This window comes from Pseudodesulfovibrio nedwellii (assembly GCF_027923765.1).
Classification (GTDB): Bacteria; Desulfobacterota; Desulfovibrionia; order Desulfovibrionales; family Desulfovibrionaceae; genus Pseudodesulfovibrio; species Pseudodesulfovibrio nedwellii.
Genome location: NZ_AP026709.1, coordinates 839,236 through 855,965 on the forward strand (window position 1 = coordinate 839,236; position 16,730 = coordinate 855,965).

Sequence of the window (16,730 nt, forward strand, 5' to 3'; positions counted from 1 at the left end):
TTAGAACTGTTGTCCCATAAGCAACTCAATCTTATGACGACCGTTATCATCAAGTGGGTCCAAAGCGTAGCCGTACACAAGGCCAACAGGACCCATGGGGGAATTCCAGTTAACACCAGCGCCCACACTCTTATACAAGCCCAAGGAAGGTTTTTCGCCATACCGAGTAACGGACTCGAAAAACATTTCCTCTTCCTTCCAAGAGTTACCAGCATCAAAGAAAACTAATGCCATTATACCCAATTCTTCACTGATGGGACGCTTCAATTCAATATTGGTATAAAATGCTTTGTCACCACCAACGGTTGAACTGGAAGTCGAATCTTCTGTCGGAGAAATGTCGTAGTTGCTGTAACCACGCACACTGTTAACACCACCCAATTCAAACCGTGGTGCTGTCGGAATCTCTTCTCCACCAAAGTTCTGGTGAATATAACCAGCCCAAAACTTCGTATGAAAGACCACTTTTTCAAAGGCTGGCATATACCAATCGTGTGATCCTACATATTTCACATAATCATCAGTACCACCAATTGGACCACCGGCAAAAATCATCCGTAACAAAAGCTTTGTTCCAGTGGTTGGTGAAGTATAATTATCAAGGGTGTTACGGGTAACACTTGCAGAAAGAGTAGAAGCGAGATGGTATCCGGCATCGTCTTTTACGTCATCGGAAGCATCATCTGCCACATTTTTAATATTATACTTTTCCAAACCGTAATCCCACTTGAGCGTTGTATATTCACCAAGAGGATAGAAGAAATAGACATTACCACCGAGGGCATCTTTATCGTACTGATTGTATTCCGTATCAGTATTATGAGCCTGCAGACCGAAACCAAGATCAGTGTCATTTATACGCGGATTAATAAACTTAGCCACATATGATGTCTTAGAACCACCGATCTGCCCTTCAAAACTAGCCTGATACCCTTTACCGAAGAGGTTACTCTCACCAATGGTACCACCGAAGAACACACCATCATACGTTGAATAACCTATACCACCACTGATCTTACCAGTAGATTTATCCTTAACCTTGACGACCAAATCCATCTCTTCAGGGTTGCCAGTTGGAACCGGTGAAATGTCGACTTTTTCGAAGAAGTCGAGGTTAGTCAGGCGTTGGTTGGATCGTTTCAACTTATCGCCACTGAACTGATCGCCATCAGCCAAGCGCATTTCACGCATGATAACGTTGTCACGGGTACGAGTATTTCCTTCAATAAGGACACGACGAATATGAACACGTTGATGTTTGGAGATGGTATAAACGACATCAACAACTTTGCTTTCTTGGTTGTCCTGTAAATTTACACCTACATCAGCGTAAGCGTATCCGTAATTATTATAATAAACTGTCAGTGCTTCAATATCTCTTTTGAGCACAGTCCGGTCAAAATATTCATCTTCATCATGAAGCGCATCAATAGCAGTCACTTCAATAAGTTTGGAAGGATCTTCAATGAGGTCACCTTTAAACAAGGTCTGCCCCATTTTAAAACGATCTCCTTCCCACACACGATAAATAACATCAATGCCATCATCCTTGATTTCAACATCAGGACGTCCGACTTTGGCAGTAAGGAACCCCTTACTCTGATACAACGCCATGATAGCAGCTGCATCACGCTCTAAAAGCTCTTCTTTTAAAACACCTGAATCATCAATCCAAGAGAACATGCCACGTTCTTTAAGAGCCAGTATATCTTTGACATCATCTGGATCCATTTGTTTGGCACCATCAATGATGATGTTTTCAATATATAACTGCGGACCTTCATCAATGACAAAAGTCAGACGGGCCACGCCCTTCCCGGCATCTTCAACCTCGTGAGTGACCTTGGCTTTGTAATACCCTTCTTTCCGGTACATTTCACGGATGACACGAATATCATCAGCTAAAACCTTAGGGTTAACAACGCCACCCTTTTTGGTGGAAAGAGCTTCAAGGATATCTTCGGAATCAATTTTATCGGCCCCACGTACTCCAAGAGCTTGAATACGTGGCTTTTCCTTGACATCAAAAATGACTTTTTTGCCATTCTCAACAGAATCAACTTTAACCTGAACATCATCAAAATAACCAAGATCATAAATATTTTTAAGCGCAGTATTGACTGACTTGGCTGTCAGGATATCGCCTTTCTGCATAGTAAGACGCATCATGACGACTTCCTTGTCAAGAACCTGAGTTCCCTCGACATCAACTTCGGCCACCACGTCCTGACGAAGAAGGTCCATACGCATACGGTCCACCAAGGCATCAACGGCGGGCAGCAGGTTGATAAGACCGTCTTTGGTCACAGAAATTTTCTTACCAGGACCTTTGGCATATGCATCGACAAGACGAGCATCCAAAGTCAGGCTCTCTCCTATTTGATTCAGAGAGCCGTAAACTGAAAATTCACCACCGGCCAACAAAGAAATCTCACGCGCTGTAGTGGGAGTAAACTGAGTATAGCCTTTTTCGCCGACAATACGAGCAACTTCAGCCTGATCAACGACATTAAAACCAGCCTCATGAAGACGGTCAGTCAAAAGCTCAGGGAGGCTGTCCTTAAGATAGGACAAATCGTCACCGGCATTAACCTCGAAAGGTAATACGGTAACCTTAATATCCTGATTGAGACCATCAGCAGCAAAGGCCGCACCAGCGACCATCAACAAACAAGCTGCAATCGCCCCAATGGCAAGTCTGCGAAGACTAATGAGCATAGAGTTCTCCTGAACGCAATTCAACACGCCGATGCATCATACCTGCGAGTTCCGGATTATGTGTAACGACAACAAACGTCATGCCTAATTCATTATTAAGTGAGACCAGCAATTTACCAATCATGGCTCCAGTCTCCGCATCAAGGTTGCCCGTAGGCTCATCAGCTAGAAGCACTTTAGGACGTAGCAAAATGGCACGCGCAATGGCGGCCCGTTGCCTTTCGCCTCCCGAAAGAGTCGTCACTTTATGTTCTAGTCTATGAGTAAGTTCAACCATATCCAAGGCTTCTCTTGCGAGCCGTATACCTTCAGAACGTCCTTTCCCTGCAATAAAAGCAGGCATGGCAACATTCTCCAACGTTGAAAATTCAGGGAGCAAATGATGAAACTGAAAGACGAAACCAATATCTTGATTTCTTAATTCAGCCCGTTTTCTGTCTCCCAAAGTATTCAAATCCACCCCATTCAAAAATATCTGACCAGCCGTCACATGGTCCAACGTACCAAGCATGTGGAGCAATGTTGTCTTGCCCGATCCTGAAGCCCCCAGAATAGCCAAGGACTCACCTCGATCAATTGTCAGGTCAACGTTTCTCAGGACACTCACCGTTTCAGGCGGTCCTTGAAACTCCTTACTCACGGCAACCAGTCGGTATATAGCCTCTTTATTCATAACGCAAGGCTTCACTCGGACTTAAAGCAGCAGCTCGCCGCGCCGGATAAATGGTTGCCAGAAAGCACAACAAAAATGCCGCAACACCGATTGCCACCATATCAAAAGTTTCAAGACGAACCGGCAGGTAATCAACCGGATAAACATTACTTGGCAGCTTGATAAACTGATACTTCTTCAGCAACAGGCTGAGCGGTACTCCAATAAGAAACCCAATCAAAGTTCCTGCAAGACCTATAAAGGTCCCCTGAAGCATAAATATATTTCTGATACTTTTGGCATCTGCTCCAATGGACATAAGTACTGCAATGTCCTTGGTCTTTTGTATTACCAACATTACCAACGTTGTGACAATACTGAATGAGCCGACCAGCACTATCATGGCAAGAATGATAAACATCGCCGTTTTTTCTAGCTCTAAGGCCGCGAATAAATTCGCGTTCATCTCCTGCCAATGACGAACGTAGACTGTGAACGTAGCTACTTTTTCCCGTAATGCGTCAGAAATAGCTTCAACATTGTAGACATCGTCTACACTAATTTCTAACCCGGAAACCACATCGCCCTTGAATCCAAGCAATTTTCTTGCCTCAGGGAGACTGACGTAGCCCAATGACGAGTCATACTCGAACATACCGGTACGAAACACACCCGCAACAATAAAGCGACGAATTCTTGGCGTAAATCCTGCCGCCCCGGAACGCCCTGATGGCGACAGCAGATTGACTTCAGACCCTTCAATCAGTCCAAGTCTTTTTGCCAATTCAGAACCGATGATAATCCTCGGGAAATCATCGTTGTCACCAAGCCTCCGAACATCGCCACTGATCATGTCTTTGGACAGACTCAAAACGGTGTCTGAAGTTGACGGATCGATTCCGCGGAGAACAACGCCTTTGACTCCAGTTCGCGTGGACAACATGACCTCTGAATAAATGAAGGGCGTGACGCCAATGACGCCAGGCACCTTTTTCGCTTCATCGGCCAAAATGTCTGAATCCTTGATGCCCCCCCGCAGGGAGGTCACCAGAATATGGGCGTTAACGCCCAATATTTTATCACGCAAATCCGTAGAAAAACCATTCATCACACCGATGACGACAATGAGCGCGCCAACTCCAAGAGCTACACCGCACACAGCGAACAACGATATAACAGATATGAACGACTGCTTACGCAAAGCGAACAGATATCTGAGTGCAATAAAGGCTTCAAATCGCATATAATTTACTCGCGGGCCCAAAGCCCTACCCGGCCTCCGGCCTGAGCAACGGGAACAGAATGACTTCACGAATGGAGGCACTGTCCGTCAAAAGCATTACCAGACGATCGATGCCAATTCCTTGACCGGCTGCCGGCGGCATACCGTATTCAAGGGCTCTAACATAATCTTCATCCATAAAATGCGCTTCTTCGTCTCCAGCTTCCTTTTCCTCGACCTGAATCTCGAATCGACCACGTTGATCGACTGGATCGTTCAACTCAGAAAATGCATTAGCCAGTTCTCGACCAGTCATGAACAATTCAAAACGGTCCGTAATATCAGGATTATCTTCATTGCGCCTGGAAAGAGGCGAAATATCTGTAGGATAATGATAAATGAAATGAGGTTGTACGAGTTTCGGTTCTACAAGCATGTCAAAAAGCTTAGCCTGAAGCTTGCCGAGTTTTTCGTCTTCAACGACCTTCTCGCCCTTTTCTTTCACCAAATCACGACACTTTTCATAATCGGTGTAGACATCAGGAGACACTCCACCAATCTTTTCCAAAGATTCGTGAAACGGCATACGGGTCCAAGCGCCGATGGACAGATCAATCTGCTCTCCCTGATATGGAACAACAGTGGAACCGGTAACCTTCTTCGCGAGGCGCGAAAACATCTCTTCGGTCAAATCCATAAGGTTTTCAAAATTAGCATAGGCCCAGTAGAATTCAAGCATAGTGAACTCAGGATTATGCTGGGTGGAAGTGCCCTCGTTACGGAAATTGCGGTTAATTTCGTATACCCGCTCAAATCCACCCACCAAAAGGCGCTTGAGATACAATTCCGGCGCGATACGCATATACAACTTCATATCGAGCGCATTGTGATGAGTCTCGAAAGGCTTGGCAGTAGCACCGCCGGGAATAGCCTGCAGCATGGGGGTTTCAACTTCCATGAACCCCTTCTCATCAAGAATGTCTCGCAACTCACGAACAATAGTGGTCCGCGCCTTGAAGATTTCCATAGTTCTCGGCGTAACAATGAGGTCCACGTACCGCTGACGGTATCGCGTCTCTACATCCTTAAGGCCATGATATTTCTCCGGCAGAGGTCGCATGGACTTGGTGATCAGCTTGAAAGCCTTGGTTTTGACAGTCAATTCACCGGTCTTAGTCCTGAACACCCCTCCAGTCACACCAACAATGTCGCCGATGTCTGTTTTTTTGAAACGCTGATACTCTTCGGTACCGAGTTCGTCTCGAGCAGCGTAGACCTGAATCTTGGCACTGCGGTCTTTAAGGTTAAAGAAAGTAACCTTACCGAAAGAACGGTAGGAAACAACGCGTCCTGCAATAGCGAATGTCTGTTCACTAGCCCCGAGGGTTTCATCATCGGCTTCGGATAATTGATCCAGAATGGACTTCACTTCCGTGTCGCGTTTGAAATCATTAGGGTATAGGTGAACATTATCGTCCATAAGACCACACGCCTTTTCAACGCGAGTCTTAATAACAGAATTCAACTCATCCTTGGCCTGAAGGGCCTCGAGCATCGGCATAAACCGAGCCGCGTACTGCGACTTGGTTGCGAGCTTGATTTTCTTATTCTTTTTCTTATTTTGTCCCAAAGTATTTTTCCCTGTCTCTTATAAAGTCTAGAAAAAAACAAGAGACGTTGATTCCGTAAGCCAAATAACACTTCCCGTCAAGAAAATGGGCCTTTTAACACCCGGTGAATTCTTTTTAAACTTTTCTTAAAAAAAATGTTTTTTTTGCTTGACCGCCACATGAGATTTATTTAGACCCTCATTCGCTTCACACGAACAAATGTTCCCCAGTAGCTCAGTTGGCAGAGCGGGTGACTGTTAATCACTAGGTCCGCGGTTCAAGTCCGTGCTGGGGAGCCACTGAAATTACAAGGGTTGTATCGAAAGATACAGCCCTTTTTCTTTTAGGGAGTTGATACATTGTTTCGTTTTAATTGAGTTTTTCTCTTGACGACTGCCAGCGTTTTATTTAGATAAATAATCGCTTCGGCAATAAATGTTCCCCAGTAGCTCAGTTGGCAGAGCGGGTGACTGTTAATCACTAGGTCCGCGGTTCAAGTCCGTGCTGGGGAGCCAAGCAAATACAAGCCCTTACGAGAAATCGTAAGGGCTTTTTCTATGCACGCCGTGTATAACAAGAAGCCCCTCTTTCGATTCCTTTTTTGAAGACTCAGCAAAAAAACGTATGAAGACAGATTCACCCCGCCAATCCAACACCATAAACCTGTTTACTTTGCCTCCATGCCAAACTAAGAATGTAATATCGATAAATTGCAAGGAGCTATGAACCGACTATGATCTTTTCACTTGGAGCCGGTCTTATCGGCGGACTTGGACTTTTCCTTCTCGGCATGAGACTAATGACCAAAGGACTGCGCAACGCAGCTGGCAACGCCCTGCGTTCCATCCTCGGTAAATGGACAAAGACCCCCCTCAGGGGACTTGCGTCCGGCTTCATGGTTACAGCTCTAGTCCAATCGTCCAGTGCCATCACTGTAGCGGTCATAGGTTTCGTCAATGCGGGACTCATGACAATGCCGCAGTCTGTGGGTGTCATTTTCGGCTCCAATATTGGCACAACTGTGACCAGTTGGATCGTTGCCGCTGTCGGCGTCAGCGTCAAAGTCAAAGCTCTAGCCCTCCCCCTCATTGGCCTTGGCGCAATTCTCAGACTCACAGGTGCACATTCCCGCCGAAAACACATTGGCGATGCCCTTACCGGCTTCGGCATCTTCTTTCTTGGTATTGAAATACTGCAATCCACCTTTCAGGATCTGGGCACAGCAGTTGATCTTGCGTCATTAAACATCGGCGGCATCCCTGGAATCCTGCTTTTTGTCACTCTCGGTGCGATCCTGACTCTGCTCATGCAGAGCTCCAGCGCGGCCATGGCCATCATCCTCACTGCCGCAATGTCGGGTATCGTCACATTGGAAAGCTCTGCGGCTGCGGCCATCGGCACAAACATCGGCACAACATCAACAGCACTTTTTTCTGTTATAGGTGCTACTTACAATGCTAAAAAAGTCGCTGCAGCACATATTATTTTTAATTTAGTGACTGGCATTGTCGCCATCATGACCATCCCACTTCTACTCAAGGCCGTCAGCGTCTTATCCTCACTGGATAGTGATTATAATTTGGCAACAACACTCGCTATTTTTCATACTGTATTCAATGTGCTTGGTGTGGCTATATTTCTGCCTTTCACGTCAAAACTCGTCAATTTCCTAAATCGACATATTGGTCGGGAAGTCACCGAATTAGGTAAACCCAAATACCTTGACAACAACGTCCTTAGCACCCCTTCACTCGCCATGGATGCTTTATTTATGGAATTGGGACGGTTAGGCGAAATGACTCGTGAAGTCTGTCAAAAAGCCGTGACTTCGAAATTCCGCCACACGGATTTTATTAAAGACAAAACCGCCCTCGACACATTGATCGTCGCCATCCGTGGATACTGTGTCAAAATCCAACGACTCGACCTGCCAGATACTGTTGCGCTCAGACTCCCCGCTGCACTTAGAGTTATTCAATATTTTAGAAAAGCCATCAATATCATTACTGAAGTTTCTCAACAGCATACACTTCTCGACCACTCACTTCCCGAGGCAACAACAGAAACTGCCCGGGCATTCAGACGGGAAGTCCGTGACATCATCAATGTGGCGCACACTCCCTGCTCTCCCGAATTTGTGGACCTGAAACAACAACTGCACCAACTCGATGATCTGTACCACGACCTCAAAGACGATCTTTTGCGGACAGGAGCTCAAGGCCATGTGGAATTGAACACCTTGGTTTCGCTTCTCGAATACTACTCCAGCATGCGACAAATGTGCGAACAGGCTGTCAAAGGAACGACCTATTGGGCCTTATTACGAGACATTGACCTCACATGTGCAAACGCTGATGAAGACAATGAATACAGCTGGAAACAGGACGCATAAACTGATAGAAACCTCTCAGGAGATATCACCATGAAAGAACGCCAAACTGCCTTGATCCTCATTGGATGCGCCATATTGCTTGCCCTCGGCTCATACCTGCTTTTGTCTGATTCCCCGGAAGAAACACCGAAGAATACGGCCCAGGTAAAACAAACGGTAGAAAAGCCAGCACAAGCTCCCGACTGGGTGAATGGAGGCCAAGAAGCCACTCCAGACTACTCACCATCTACAGCCACTCCAGTAGACACGACCCCACCACCGGCGCCGGTTCTGATTCCTGTTGTTAAAGAACCACAGACTATCGAAATTTCAGAAGATAAAGTCGTTACTTTCACTTTTGTGGAATCATTGGCTGATTATTTCCTGCACCGTTTTCTGCCATCCGGTCCCAACGGCAAACCGACTTCACTTGCCTCTGCCATGACGCTCAACAAATATTATGGAAGAGAACTCGATGGTTTTGCAGTTTCCGGCAATGATATCCGCGCCTCACGTCGAGCAGTCCTCGACTATGCGTTCACTCCGACCATGCTCAAAACGCTCTATGAACTCTACGCCGAGGCATTTGTCGTTCATCTGGCGGATACGGCAGCTACTGACGAACGCCAATACATCGAAGGCAAAATACAGGTCATGCGCACACTGACCAATGCAGAAATTGCAGTTATGCTTCGACTGAATAGTCGCAGGATTGAACGCACTGCCACCGTATTAAGAGCCATAGGTCAACAACCTCATCTGACCGATATGGCTGGCCGATATCTTCGGGCGGTCAAGGCCGTAGAACGAGCCAATGGACAAATGCAGGTAGCACTTGCTGATGAAAAAGACACAAAAAAGGCTGGCGCTGATCTAAAACGAGCTATTTTACAACGTCAGCAGGTCAAAGCGGAACTTCTCACACAATTAAAACAAACCTGTCATTCATGCACTGAGGCCGAACTTTTCTATTTGGCTCAATGGTCCTACCGTCGCGTTCTCAACGAACCGGAAAAGAAACTCAAAACCTTTGAAACAGCTGCAGACATTCTGGATGACCTCGCGACAAGATTTATCAACAAGGCTGACGAGTTAAAATAATCATTCTCACTTGTTGCCACAGCTTCGTTTTCGACTTACCGTCTTAAGCAATTAAGAAGAGTGTTGAAAAAGGAGCCACTTATGTATTTCAAACAGATCACCACTCCCGGCCTCGGGTGCTTCTCTTATGTTATAGGTTGTCCCACAGCCGGAGAAATGGTTGTTGTCGACCCCAAACGAGATGTGCAGGATTATCTGGACATCTCGCGAGATGAAGGGATGAAAATCATCCATGCCATTGATACCCATGTTCATGCGGATCACGTCTCGGGTGCTCAAGAACTAAAATCTCATACCGGTTGTGATGTCATGGTCTACGAGACTTCGCCGGTCTCATACGCTTTTACCCCACTCAAGGAAGGTGACAAACTCACCATTGGCAATGCAGGTCTCAAAGTACTGCATACCCCCGGCCATACCCCAGACGCACTATCCTTGCTCGTGACAGACTTTTCCCGTGGTAACGAGCCGTGGATGCTGCTCACAGGTGACGTTTTGTTCGTCAATGACATTGGTCGCCCTGATTTGGTCGGCGACGCTAAACTTGATGAGCAAATTCAGAACCTCTGGAATACGCTCTATATCAAATTCAACAAATTCCCGGATAGTCTGGAAGTATTCCCGGCCCACGGAGCTGGTTCTCTATGTGGACGCGGCATGAGTTCCAAACCTAGTTCTACACTTGGTTTCGAGCGTCGCCATAATGCTATGCTCGGCTTCGATAGCTATGAAGCCTTCCATCTAGCCATGAGCCAGGAATTTCCAGCTCGTCCCAAAAGTTTTACACACATCATCTCTACCAATGCCAATGGCGCTCCTCTGCTTGAACGCTGCCCCATGGACCTTGCCATGGACCCGTTCAAGTTTGAAGAAAAGATGCAGGATGGCGCTGTCGTTATCGATGTCCGAGACGCAGCAGCCTATGCAGGGTACCACATTCCCAGTTCCATCAATATCGGATTTGAACCAAGTCTCGCCAACTGGGTTGGCATGGTCGTCGATCCCAAGGCAGACATATTACTCGTCGTGGATTCCAAAGAAGGCTATAATCGTATGCGTACGGAATTACACCGTATCGGATACGACAGGATTTATGGTTACTTATCTGGCGGCATCCAGTCGTGGGTCTTCAGTGGACGTCCGGTAAATAAATTATCCATTGATTCGGCTCAAGACCTCCAAAACTGTCAGGCAGACAATAAACCACTTAGTCTAGTGGATGTTCGCACCCCGGCAGAATGGGAAGGCGGAAGAATCCCCGGTGCGAAACACATCCCGCTGGCCGATATTCTGAACGGCAAATATGACCTGTCCGAAGACGATCATCATATCCTCTACTGCGCAGGTGGTTACCGTGCCAATATAGCGGCTTCATATTTACAAAAACATGGTTTCTGGAATGTCCGCAGCTTGGCCGGAGGCTATATCGCCTGGAATAAAGCCGGTTACAGCACCGAAAAATAATCATCTTATTAAAAACAACAATGGCCCTGTTATTCAGGGCTTTTTTTTGAGTACCCACAAATCGAACGGATACTACTTGCTCAACTTCTTGCGACTAAGATAATAGTCGACATAATTCCAATTTGCTAAAAACATCAAAATGGAGAAAATCTATGATCAACATTATTGAAATTCCTTCAACAAAGACTGTCGGAATAAAGATATCTGGAAAAATCACCAAAGACGGTATGGAAGAAGTTATTAAAAAAGTGAAAACAACAATGGGAAAAACAGATGAACGTCTGAATATTTACGTCGAGCTCGACAAATGGGAAGGATTTACTCTTGCCGCGCTCTATGAAGATATCAAGTTCGCCCTTCCGAATATGCGTCGTTTTGCCAAAGAAGCCATTGTGACCGACAAGGGATGGATTACAAATTTGGTAAAAGTCAGCGACAAACTCTTCCCAAGTATCGAGTTACGAACGTATACCACTGAAGAAAAAGGTGAAGCCTTGATATGGATTCAGGAATAACTTAAGATTTTAGAAGACCCTGACAGCCAATTATACTCGAAACATTTCATTTTGAGAAATCAAGAGTCAGTACATATGAATTAATGGAGATCCTCCTCAAATAGCCCCTTGGTTGCTTCAAATGGTATGGCATCTTGAAAAGACTGTTAAACACGCAAGCTAAAAACCAAAGAACTAAACCGGTCCAGTCGGGTATTCAGTAATGTGAATTATATCACAATACTATCAAAAAGGTTTTTGAGTGGAATTAATCGGTAAGTGGCGTAGATTCATCGGGGAACGGAAGTCAAAACCCTTGACCCGAGACCCATAAATCGAGACAAAAGTCATAACGATGCGCGGTTATAGCCCGAGCATAATATCACGGCAAAGCCACTCTATTCATCACTCTACTGTAGAAAATGAATAACGGGTACTTTGCAAAAAATAATTCTGGCAATTGATCTCAGAAATTATTGGCTGATTAAGTCCTATCAAAAACTGTGGAGAGTTACATGCCAAAAAAAACGATGAAGACAATGGATGGCAATACCGCTGCCGCTCACGTGGCTTATGCCCTGAGTGAGACAGCTGCTATCTATCCTATCACCCCTTCCACCCCCATGGGAGAAATTGCCGACGAATGGGCGGCACAAGGGCGAAAAAACATTTTCGGACAAAGAGTTCAGATCCGTCAAATGCAATCTGAAGCGGGTGCGGCTGGTGCGGTTCACGGCTCCTTGGCCGGTGGCGCACTGACCACCACCTTCACTGCTTCTCAGGGCCTGTTGCTCATGGTCCCCAATATGTACAAAATTTCCGGCGAACTGCTTCCCGGCGTCTTCCACGTATCCGCCAGAGCAATCGCGGCTCACGCATTGTCCATCTTCGGCGACCATCAGGATGTCATGGCCACCCGACAGACTGGTTTTGCCATGCTCTTCTCCAACTCTGTACAGGAAGTGATGGACCTCTCGCTGGTAGCACACCTTGCCGCCATCGAATCTTCAGTTCCTTTCATGTCCGTGTTTGATGGGTTCCGTACTTCGCATGAAATCCAAAAGATCGCCGTCATTGATTACGATGACATGAAACCACTGGTGAACATGGATAAACTGGCTGAATTTCGCAAGAAAGCCATGAACCCCGAGCACCCGGACATTCGCGGCACAGCACAGAACCCGGACATCTACTTCCAGGGCCGTGAAGCAACCAATACATATTATGAAGCCATTCCCGACATGGTCACAGACGCCATGAAAAAGGTCGGCAAAATCACTGGTCGCCGCTACAAATTGTTCGATTACGTCGGTCATCCCGAAGCGGACCAAGTCATCATCGCCATGGGTTCTTCTTGTGAATGTATTGAGGAAACTGTCAATCATCTCAACGCATCCGGACGCAAAGTCGGCCTGATTAAGGTACGGCTGTTCCGTCCCTTCTCCATCAAACACTTGATGTCCGCCATTCCTAAGACCGTAAAGAAGATCGCGGTTCTGGATCGAACCAAAGAACCAGGTTCTCTGGGTGATCCTCTGTACATGGACATCTGCGTTGCCTATGCAGGCAAAAAGGATGCACCAATCATCGTCGGTGGCCGTTATGGCCTTGGCTCCAAAGACTTCACCCCGGCACAGGCCAAGGCAGTCTTTGATTCACTGGCGAAGCCCAAACACGGTTTCACTGTGGGTATTAACGATGACGTTACCAATTCATCTCTGGCTGATTGCGACTGTGTTGATACCACCCCTGAAGGTACTGTGCAGTGCAAATTCTGGGGCCTTGGTTCCGATGGTACTGTAGGCGCAAACAAACAGGCCATCAAAATCATCGGCGACAACACGAAAATGTACGCACAGGGATACTTCGCTTACGACTCCAAGAAGTCAGGCGGCATTACCATTTCCCATCTGCGCTTTGGCAAGAAACCCATTCAGTCTACGTATCTAGTAACAGATGCTGACTACATTGCCTGTCACAATCCAAGCTACGTCAGTCTGTATGACGTCTTGGAAGGCATCAAGGACGGCGGTACCTTCGTACTCAACAGCCCTTGGACCGCCGAGGAAATGGACACGAAACTGCCCGCTTCCATGCGCCGGACCATCGCTAAAAAGAACCTCAAGTTCTACACAGTAGACGCGGTGAAAATAGCTGGTGAAGTCGGTCTTGGTGGACGCATCAACATGGTCATGCAAACTGCCTTCTTCAAACTGGCAGACGTTATTCCTTTCAAAAAAGCCGTTACCCTTCTCAAGGAAGGCATTGAAGCCGCTTACGGTAAGAAAGGACCAAAGATCGTCACCATGAACAATGCCGCAGTTGACAACGCCGTGGATGCCATCGTTGAAATCCCAGTTCCTGCTGCATGGAAAAAATTGAAAGACGACAAGGCCACCTCTCGCCGTGAACCCGCATACGTCTCCGACGTAATGCGTCCTGTTCTGGCTCAGAAAGGTGACACTCTGCCGGTTTCAGTATTCTCACACGACGGCACTATGCCCGTTTCCACCAGCAAATATGAAAAACGTGGTGTTGCCATCATGGTTCCCGAATGGATTGCAGACAACTGCATCCAGTGCAACCAATGTGCATTTGTCTGCCCCCACTCTGCTCTGCGTCCGGTCCTCACGGACACAACAGAAATGGAAAAAGCCCCCAAATCTTTTGGAACCGTGGACGCCATGGGCAAAGATGTGAAGGGAATGCAATACCGTATGCAGGTCAACACTCTTGACTGTCTCGGTTGCGGCAACTGTGCAGACATCTGCCCAGCTAAGGAAAAAGCTTTGGTCATGAAGCCCATCGCATCCCAAACCACCGAGCAGATACGCAACTTCAACTTCGCTGACAAAGTCTCCTACAAAGATGCTTTTGGTCGCGAATCCGTCAAGGGCAGCCAATTCCGCAAATCTCTTATGGAATTCTCCGGTGCCTGCGCCGGTTGTGGCGAAACTCCCTACGTCAAGGTCATCACCCAACTCTTCGGCGAACGTATGATTGTTGCCAACGCTACTGGATGTTCCTCAATCTGGGGTGCTTCCGCACCGACCACACCGTACTGCACTAATGTTGACGGGCACGGTCCGGCATGGGGCAACTCCCTGTTCGAAGACGCCGCTGAATTCGGCTTCGGTATCGAAATGGCAACAGATCAACGTCGTGCTCATCTCGTAGAGTTGGCCAAAGAGGCCGCAAAATCCGAAACAGGGGCACTCAAGACAGCTCTCAACAACTGGATTAAGGCCAAGGACGACTCAGAAGAATCCAAAATTGCAGGCGACAAGCTTAAGGGAGCTCTGAAAGGCTCTCGCAAAAAGGATCTCCGCGAAATCGCATCCATGGCCGACTTGTTCACCAAACAATCCATCTGGGTGTTCGGTGGCGACGGTTGGGCCTACGACATCGGTTACGGCGGTCTGGATCACGTGATTGCCTCCGGCAAAGACATCAACATTCTGGTCATGGATACCGAAGTGTATTCAAACACAGGAGGGCAGTCATCCAAGGCAACCCCTATGGGTTCCATTGCCAAGTTTGCTGCAGCCGGCAAATCCACACCTAAAAAGGACCTCGGCCGCATGGCAATGACCTACGGCTATGTCTACGTCGCTTCTGTTGCCATGGGAGCCAACAAAAACCAGTTCCTCAAGGCAATCAAGGAAGCCGAAGCATATCCCGGCCCGTCCCTGATCATCGCATACGCCCCCTGCATCAACCAGGGTATCAAGAAAGGTATGGGCAAAACTCAGTCCGAACAAAAATTGGCAGTCGAGTCCGGTTATTGGCCGCTTTACCGCTACAACCCGGAACTGGCCGACCAAGGCGAAAACCCATTCATTCTGGAATCCAAGGCTCCTGACGGAACCTTGCAGGAATTCCTGTCCGGTGAAAATCGTTACGCCATGCTGGAACGATTCTACCCAGAATTCTCCAAGGAATATCGCGAAAAAATTGAAATCGATTTTAACAAAAGATATGAGACCTTGAAACACATGGCTGGCGGCTGCGACGACAAATAACGTTATATAAAACACACAAAACAAGGCCCTCTCAGTTATACTGAGAGGGCCTTGTTAATGGGCGAATAATTCTTCCTTGATTAGAAAAGAGGCAGACCCAATAAACCAGACTCGTCAACAATACGTAAAATGGTATACACTCTTCGACACTAACTAGAATCTGTAACTGAACTTAGGAGGACGTTATGCCGAATATGGACTACCCCGGACCGTGCCCCAGTTGTATGGGCATTGATGGTTGCCCGTCAGACGCAGGAAAACAGGAAGCCGTTGCCCACTACTGCAAAGGCCTTGAGATGGAGCTGAACACATGGAAAGCCCGTTTGTATGATGTTCTGGCATCAGACAAGGGAAAAGACGTTGCAGACACCATTACCCTCATCAAATCCACCGTCAAAGAACTCGATGCCATCGCATCAGAAATGCAGCAAACCTGCCCATCCAGTCTTGGTGCGCAGGAAAAGGTTATCGGCGGTAAGCTTGAAGACCTGAGGGTCCACTATACAAAAGCACTTGAAGTCATAGCTCCCGGCTGGTTCGGCGGCTAAAACAATAGCTCAACACAATGGAAAAGGCCGGGACAGTGTTCCGGCCTTTTCCATTGTGTTGTAAAGTTGCACAAGCTTGCCACCATTATCAGTGGCGGTTACAGTCTATAAATAAAAGGATTTCACCCAATGACACGTCCCATTTTACACTCTACCAACAAAAAAACCCCGCCTTTTCAGACGGGGTGTGATATTCAGAGTGGTGGGTCACCAAGGAATCGAACCTTGAACCTCCGGATTAAGAGTCCGCTGCTCTGCCAATTGAGCTAGTGACCCACTCGGTGCTGAACGTTGTTACGCTCAACGGGAAAAATCTCTATAAGTCGACGTGGAATTTGTCAACAACTAAATATTTAAGAAACCCGGTTTGAAAACGGGCATTGATCTCAGAGTGGTGGGTCACCAAGGAATCGAACCTTGAACCTCCGGATTAAGAGTCCGCTGCTCTGCCAATTGAGCTAGTGACCCACTCAGTGCTAAACGTTGTTGCGCTCAACGGAGAGAATAACTATAAGTCAGACTTGAATT

At 47.1% G+C, this 16,730-nt stretch carries 10 protein-coding genes and 4 tRNA genes; 8 read left to right on the forward strand and 6 right to left on the reverse strand.

Annotated elements, in window-relative coordinates:
- Genes bamA through lysS form a run of 4 tightly spaced genes read right to left on the reverse strand, consistent with a single transcriptional unit; the run spans position 1 to position 6,147 of the window.
- Entirely contained in the window at positions 1 to 2,718 is a 2,718-nt protein-coding gene (gene bamA, locus SYK_RS04120; RefSeq protein WP_281762341.1) for an outer membrane protein assembly factor BamA, read from the reverse strand.
- Positions 2,708 to 3,391 (reverse strand): ABC transporter ATP-binding protein, encoded by a 684-nt coding sequence (locus SYK_RS04125; RefSeq protein WP_281762342.1) that lies wholly within the window; start codon positions 3,389 to 3,391, stop codon positions 2,708 to 2,710. The genes bamA and SYK_RS04125 overlap by 11 nt, the downstream gene beginning before the upstream one ends.
- Positions 3,384 to 4,613: a lipoprotein-releasing ABC transporter permease subunit gene (locus SYK_RS04130; RefSeq protein ID WP_281762343.1), complete on the reverse strand. Its 1,230-nt coding sequence runs from the start codon at positions 4,611 to 4,613 to the stop codon at positions 3,384 to 3,386. Before SYK_RS04130 ends, SYK_RS04125 begins: the two co-directional genes overlap by 8 nt.
- A gap of 25 nt (positions 4,614 to 4,638) precedes the next feature.
- Positions 4,639 to 6,147 (reverse strand): lysine--tRNA ligase, encoded by a 1,509-nt coding sequence (gene lysS, locus SYK_RS04135; RefSeq protein WP_281763230.1) that lies wholly within the window; start codon positions 6,145 to 6,147, stop codon positions 4,639 to 4,641.
- A 278-nt stretch (positions 6,148 to 6,425) separates the two neighbouring features.
- On the opposite strand from lysS, the gene SYK_RS04140 reads away from it, so the two are divergent.
- From SYK_RS04140 to SYK_RS04175, 8 genes are all read left to right on the forward strand, one after another.
- Positions 6,426 to 6,501 (forward strand) — tRNA-Asn (locus tag SYK_RS04140).
- A gap of 140 nt (positions 6,502 to 6,641) precedes the next feature.
- Positions 6,642 to 6,717: transfer RNA gene (locus tag SYK_RS04145), tRNA-Asn, on the forward strand.
- 218 nt (positions 6,718 to 6,935) lie between these two features.
- Positions 6,936 to 8,594 (forward strand): Na/Pi cotransporter family protein, encoded by a 1,659-nt coding sequence (locus tag SYK_RS04150; protein ID WP_281762344.1) that lies wholly within the window; start codon positions 6,936 to 6,938, stop codon positions 8,592 to 8,594.
- Between the two features lie 30 nt (positions 8,595 to 8,624).
- A complete protein-coding gene (locus SYK_RS04155; protein WP_281762345.1) occupies positions 8,625 to 9,674 on the forward strand; it encodes a hypothetical protein in 1,050 nt (349 codons plus the stop codon).
- 81 nt (positions 9,675 to 9,755) lie between these two features.
- Positions 9,756 to 11,138, forward strand: a complete 1,383-nt coding sequence (locus SYK_RS04160) for an MBL fold metallo-hydrolase (protein WP_281762346.1) — start codon at positions 9,756 to 9,758, stop codon at positions 11,136 to 11,138.
- A gap of 152 nt (positions 11,139 to 11,290) precedes the next feature.
- A complete protein-coding gene (locus SYK_RS04165; RefSeq protein ID WP_281762347.1) occupies positions 11,291 to 11,653 on the forward strand; it encodes a SpoIIAA family protein in 363 nt (120 codons plus the stop codon).
- 494 nt (positions 11,654 to 12,147) lie between these two features.
- Positions 12,148 to 15,654 carry a pyruvate:ferredoxin (flavodoxin) oxidoreductase gene (gene nifJ, locus SYK_RS04170; protein ID WP_281762348.1) on the forward strand — a complete coding sequence of 1,169 codons (3,507 nt, stop codon included), beginning with the start codon at positions 12,148 to 12,150 and terminating at the stop codon, positions 15,652 to 15,654.
- Between the two features lie 185 nt (positions 15,655 to 15,839).
- Positions 15,840 to 16,202, forward strand: a complete 363-nt coding sequence (locus SYK_RS04175; protein ID WP_281762349.1) for a hypothetical protein — start codon at positions 15,840 to 15,842, stop codon at positions 16,200 to 16,202.
- 200 nt (positions 16,203 to 16,402) lie between these two features.
- Here SYK_RS04175 and SYK_RS04180 read toward each other — a convergent pair.
- Positions 16,403 to 16,478 (reverse strand) — tRNA-Lys (locus tag SYK_RS04180).
- A gap of 116 nt (positions 16,479 to 16,594) precedes the next feature.
- Positions 16,595 to 16,670, reverse strand: a tRNA-Lys gene (locus SYK_RS04185).
- Between the last annotated feature and the right edge of the window lie 60 nt (positions 16,671 to 16,730).